Origin of the sequence: Streptomyces pseudogriseolus (assembly GCA_002154585.1) — a bacterium.
In the GTDB taxonomy this organism is placed as follows: Bacteria; Actinomycetota; Actinomycetes; order Streptomycetales; family Streptomycetaceae; genus Streptomyces; species Streptomyces pseudogriseolus.
This window is the reverse complement of record MUNG01000462.1, coordinates 1-5,380: the sequence shown is the minus strand read 5'-3', so window position 1 is coordinate 5,380 and position 5,380 is coordinate 1. Positions and strand designations below refer to the sequence as shown.

Genomic DNA, 5,380 nt, shown 5'->3' with positions numbered 1-5,380 from the left:
CGGCCCCCGCGCCCCCCACCGCGGGTGGAACCCCGTAGAAGCCGTACGGGATAATGGCCCCATGCGGATCTCAGCCAGGGCGGACTACGCGGTACGGGCCGCGCTGCAACTCGCGTCGTCCGGGGCCGACGGGCCGCTCAAGGCCGAGGCGATCGCCGACGCCCAGGACATCCCGCACAAGTTCCTGGAAAGCATCCTCAACGACATGCGGCGGGGCGGGCTCGTGGTGAGCCAGCGGGGCGGGAACGGCGGCTACCGGCTGGCGAAGCCCGCCGACTCGATCAGCATCGCCGACGTCATCCGAGTCGTGGAGGGTCCGCTGGTCTCGGTGCGCGGTGTGCGGCCGCCCGAGCTGTCGTACTCCGGTCCCGCCGAGTCGCTGCTGCCGCTGTGGATCGCGCTGCGGTCGAACGTGCGCGAGATCCTGGAGGGCGTGTCCCTCGCCGATGTGGCATCGTCCCAACTCCCCGCCGGGGTGGCCGCGTTGGCGGACGCCCCGAAGGCCTGGGTGAATCCCTGATTCCGGCCGCGGACCAGGCCGTTCTCACCATGTGAGCGACAGGCGTCCATCAAGTGAGCAGCCTCTTGGGGTAGGGGCCGGTTTCTGCCACGATCCCTAGCAGCCAGGTAGGAAAACTCGGAAAACCAGGGATCCCAGGGGGTGGCCATGACCGCGCGTCCGTACGACGTCGCCGCACGCCTCCTGCTCACCTCGCGCCGCCACATCGACTTCGGCCGCACGTCCAGCGCCATCTGTCGGCCGGCCTGAGGCACCGCCGGGACCGCGTCCGCGGCCGGCGGCGCTCCCCGAGCCCGCGCTCCCCGCACCTCACCCGCACACCGTTCCACGGCCGCCGACCGTCCCCGCGAGGCAGGCCCGACGGCCGCGCGGGCGCACGCCCCTGAGCACACGCCCGTACGCCGGCACCGTCCCGAACCGCCCTTTCCCGAGAGGACACCTCCGTGTCTGCCGCACGACCGTTCACCATCCTGCGCACCGTCGCCGCCGCAGCGGCCCTCCCGCTCCTGCTCACCGCCTGCGGCTACGGTTCCGACGCCGAGGACGACGCCCCCAAGGCGGAGGTCGCGGCGGACGCGAAGAAGCTCTCCGCCTCCGAGGTGAAGATCGGCTACTTCCCGAACCTCACGCACGCCACCGCCCTGGTCGGCGTCCAGGAGGGCCTGCTCCAGAAGGAGCTGGGCGGCACCACGATCAAGTCGTCGACGTTCAACGCCGGGCCGTCCGAGATCGAGGCGCTGAACGCCGGGTCCATCGACATCGGCTGGATCGGCCCCTCCCCGTCCATCAACGGCTACACCAAGTCGGCCGGCAAGAACCTGCGCATCATCAGCGGTTCGGCCTCCGGCGGCGTCAAGCTCGTGGTGAACCCGGACAGGATCAAGACCCTGGACGACCTCAAGGGCAGGAAGATCGCCACCCCGCAGCTCGGCAACACCCAGGACGTGGCCTTCCTGCACTGGATCGCCGAGAAGGGCTGGAAGGTCGACGCCCAGAGCGGCAAGGGCGACGTGTCCGTGGTGCGCACCGACAACAAGATCACCCCGGACGCCTACAAGTCAGGCTCCGTCGACGGCGCGTGGGTGCCCGAGCCCACCGCGTCGAAGCTGGTCGCGGACGGCGCGAAGGTGCTGCTCGACGAGTCCGACATCTGGCCGGACAAGAAGTTCGTGATCACCAACATCATCGTGTCGCAGACCTTCCTGAAGGAGCACCCGGACGTCGTCGAGGCCGTGCTGCGCGGCTCGGTGAGGACCAACGCGTGGATCAACGCCCACCCGGACGAGGCCAAGGCGTCCGCGAACAAGGCGCTGGAGAAGCTGTCCGGCAAGGCCCTGCCGGCCGAGGTGCTGAACCCGGCGTGGAAGTCCATCACCTTCCTCGACGACCCGCTGGCCTCCACCCTCGACGCGCAGGCGGAGCACGCGGTGTCGGCCGGCCTGCTGGAGAAGCCCGACCTGAACGGCATCTACGACCTGAAGCCGCTGAACAAGGTCCTGAAGGCCGAGGGCAGGCCCGAGGTCGACGACGCCGGGCTCGGCGTCCGCTGACGACGCCCGCGATCCGACGACACGCCACGAGGCAACACCCCAGGAGGTGACGACCATGGCCACCACAATGGCCGGGACGGCCGAGGACACCACGACGGCGGCGCCCGCCGCGCGGGTCGAGCACGTCTCGAAGTCCTTTCCCGCTCCGGGCGCCCCGGGCGGACGGCAGCTCGTGCTGGACGACATCACCCTCGATGTCGCCCCCGGCGAGTTCGTCACCCTCCTGGGCGCCTCGGGCTGCGGCAAGTCCACCCTGCTCAACCTGGTCGCCGGGCTGGACCGGCCGTCCGCCGGCACCATCGGCACCGACGGCCGCCCCGCCCTGATGTTCCAGGAACACGCCCTGTTCCCCTGGCTGACCGCGGGCAAGAACATCGAACTCGCCCTGAAACTGCGCGGGGTGGGCAAGCCGGAGCGCCGCCAGGAGGCGGAGCGGCTGCTGGAGCTGGTGCGGCTGAAGGACGCGCACGGCAAGCGGGTGCACGAACTGTCCGGCGGCATGCGCCAGCGCGTCGCCCTGGCCCGCGCGCTCGCACAGGACAGCCGGCTGCTGCTGATGGACGAGCCGTTCGCCGCGCTCGACGCCATCACCCGGGACGTGCTGCACGAGGAACTGACCCGGATCTGGCGGGAGACGGGCCTGTCGGTGCTGTTCGTGACGCACAACGTGCGCGAGGCGGTGCGGCTCGCCCAGCGCGTCGTCCTGCTGTCGTCCCGGCCGGGCCGCGTGGCCCGGCAGTGGACCGTGGACCTGCCGCAGCCGCGCCGCCTCGAGGACGCCGCCGTCGCGGAGCTGTCCGCCGAGATCACCGAAGAACTGCGTGGGGAGATCCGCCGTCATGGCCAGCACTGAGAAGACCGCCGGCGTCACCGGCACGACCGCCGCGCCCCAGGACCCGGACGACCTCGCCGGTCTCGAGGCCGGACTCGACGCGCTGGACGCGGCGCAGACGGTCCGCACCCCGCTGCGCGACACCCTGCTGCGCAAGGTGCTGCCACCGGTCACCGCCGTCGCCCTGGTGCTGGTGGTGTGGCAGATCCTGGTCTGGGCGGAGGTGGCGCCCCCGTACAAGCTCGCCTCGCCGTCCGACGTGTGGGGCGAGGTGCGCGCGGCCTGGCTGCAGGGCACGCTGCTCGACTACATCTGGACGTCCGTCTCGCGGGGCCTGCTCGGTTTCCTGCTGGCCCTCGTCATCGGCACCCCGCTCGGGCTGCTGGTGGCGCGGGTGTCCTTCGTGCGGGCGGCCATCGGCCCGATCCTGTCGGGTCTTCAGTCGCTGCCGTCGGTCGCGTGGGTACCGCCCGCGGTGATCTGGCTGGGTCTGAACGACTCGATGATGTTCGCGGTGATCCTGCTGGGCGCCGTCCCGTCCATCGCCAACGGCCTGGTGGCGGGCATCGACCAGATCCCGCCGCTGTTCCTGCGCGCCGGGCGCACCCTGGGCGCGACCGGTCTGCGCGGCGCCCGGTACATCGTGATGCCGGCCGCCCTCCCCGGCTATGTGGCCGGGCTCAAGCAGGGCTGGGCGTTCTCCTGGCGCTCCCTGATGGCCGCCGAGATCATCGCGTCCTCGCCCGATCTCGGCGTCGGGCTGGGCCAGTTGCTGGAGAACGGTCGCAACAACAGCAGCATGCCGCAGGTGTTCCTGGCCATCCTGCTGATCCTGTGCGTCGGCATCGCCATCGACCTGCTGATCTTCAGCCCGCTGGAGCGGCGCGTGCTGCGCGGGCGGGGCCTCCTCGTCAGTCGCTGACCCCGCCCGCGCAGGCTCCGCCCGTCAGGACCCGTACACCTCCACCTCACTGAACTGGGCGGCCGGCCAGCCGGTGTTGCCGGTGACGTGCAGCCGCAGATGACGCACGCTGCCGTCGACCGGGACGGTCACCGTGTTGCCGGTCGCCGGGTCGAAGCGGTACTCACGGGCGGCGGCCAGGGTGGTGTAGGCGGAGCCGTCGGTGCTGCCCTGCACGGACAGCGTCTGGGTGCGGGCCTGCCACGCGGTCTGCGGCGGCAGCTTCAGCACCACGCGGCGCACGGTGCGGGTGGCGCCGAGGTCGACGGTCAGGGTTTGCGGGAAGGCGTGGTTGGCGGACTCCCAGTAGGTGTTCGGGTCGCCGTCGACGGACTTGCCGGGGGTGTACACGTCCTGCGAGCCGGTGGCGGTGGCCGGGCGGTTCAGGGCGAGGTTGCGGTCCGGGTCGGGTTCCGGTTCGCCCTGCCCGGGCTGGGGCCAGGTGGTGCAGTCGGACCAGGTGCTGTTCCAGCCGGAGTTGCCCCCGCCGTCGGTGACGGTGAAGGTGCCGGAGCCCGCCGGGTAGGGGCAGTTGTAGATTCCGGCGGAGCCGACGCCGGATGCGGTGACGTTGCGGAAGGTGGCGGCCCCCTGGGTCTCCGCCTGCACGACGACCGTCCCGACGCGGTTCACGGTGGCGCCGTCGACGGTGATGTTCCGGGCGGCGAGGCCGCGACCGCTGCCGGAGACGAACTCGAAGGCGCTGTACGGGCTGTCGGTGATCGTGGTGTTGGTGATCCTTACCTGGGCGTCGATGGCGCTGTCGTAGGAGTCGACGCGCAGGGCGCCCATGGGGTGGTTCCAGTTGGGGTTCATCGCGCCGGTGCGCACCAGGGTGTTGCCGTCGACGGTGATGGTGCCGGACAGCGGGTGGAACGGGTCGAGGAACTTCTGGTTGGAGATGGCGATGCCGCTGCCGAGGGCGTTGGTGTCGGCGATCAGGTTGTTCCGGACGGTGATGTCGGTGCCGCCGTAGATCGCGATGCCGTTGGCGAGGTTCGGCTGGGTGATGGTGTTGTTCTCGAAGACGCTGCCGACGTCGGGGGCGTTCAGCGACCACATGGCGAGGGCGTCGTCGCCCTGGTTGCGCAGGAAGTTGTTGCGGACCTTCACCCCGCGGGCGTTGCCGTTGAGGTTGAGGCCGTCGGCGGTCATGTCGAGGAAGCGGCTGTTCTCGACGACGAGGTCGTCGTTGTTCCCGGTCAGCCAGAGCCCCACCTTGAGGTGCTGGAGCCACATCCCGGAGACGGTCGAGTCCGGTCCGAGGGAGCCGTTGACGAAGTTGTCGGGGCTGGAGTCGACGCGTTCGGTGACCTCGCCGATGACGGCGAAGTCCTTGATGTGGACGTTGCCGGAGGAGGATGCCTGGTCGATGAAGCGGGAGGTGCGCACCACCGAGTGCCAGTGTCCCGCGCCCTGGAGGGTGACGTTCTGGACTCCGTTGAGGGACGAGGTCAGCCGGTACTCGCCGGGCGGGATCCACACGGTGCCGCCCTGGGCGGCACCGTGTGGATCCC

The 5,380-nt window shown here is 70.8% G+C and carries 6 protein-coding genes; 5 read left to right on the top strand and 1 reads right to left on the bottom strand.

Annotation, left to right across the window (positions count from 1 at the left end; genetic code table 11):
* Positions 1-61 precede the first annotated feature (61 nt).
* The 5 genes from CCN29_RS31040 to CCN29_RS31025 all read left to right on the top strand — a co-directional run bounded on the left by CCN29_RS31040 (position 62) and on the right by CCN29_RS31025 (position 3,824).
* Positions 62-520: an RrF2 family transcriptional regulator gene (locus CCN29_RS31040; protein ID WP_031022628.1), complete on the top strand. Its 459-nt coding sequence runs from the start codon at positions 62-64 to the stop codon at positions 518-520.
* 147 nt (positions 521-667) lie between these two features.
* Positions 668-769 (top strand): putative leader peptide, encoded by a 102-nt coding sequence (locus tag CCN29_RS36430; RefSeq protein WP_315968245.1) that lies wholly within the window; start codon positions 668-670, stop codon positions 767-769.
* A gap of 194 nt (positions 770-963) precedes the next feature.
* Positions 964-2,070 (top strand): aliphatic sulfonate ABC transporter substrate-binding protein, encoded by a 1,107-nt coding sequence (locus CCN29_RS31035; protein WP_006129878.1) that lies wholly within the window; start codon positions 964-966, stop codon positions 2,068-2,070.
* 55 nt (positions 2,071-2,125) lie between these two features.
* Positions 2,126-2,923 (top strand): ABC transporter ATP-binding protein, encoded by a 798-nt coding sequence (locus CCN29_RS31030; protein ID WP_086685847.1) that lies wholly within the window; start codon positions 2,126-2,128, stop codon positions 2,921-2,923.
* On the top strand, positions 2,910-3,824 hold the full coding sequence (locus tag CCN29_RS31025; RefSeq protein WP_006129876.1) for an ABC transporter permease: 915 nt from the start codon (positions 2,910-2,912) through the stop codon (positions 3,822-3,824). The genes CCN29_RS31030 and CCN29_RS31025 overlap by 14 nt, the downstream gene beginning before the upstream one ends.
* Before the next feature lie 24 nt (positions 3,825-3,848).
* On the opposite strand, the gene CCN29_RS31020 is transcribed toward CCN29_RS31025, so the two are convergent.
* On the bottom strand, positions 3,849-5,380 hold a 1,532-nt coding region (locus tag CCN29_RS31020), incomplete at its 5' end, for a discoidin domain-containing protein (RefSeq protein WP_107481754.1).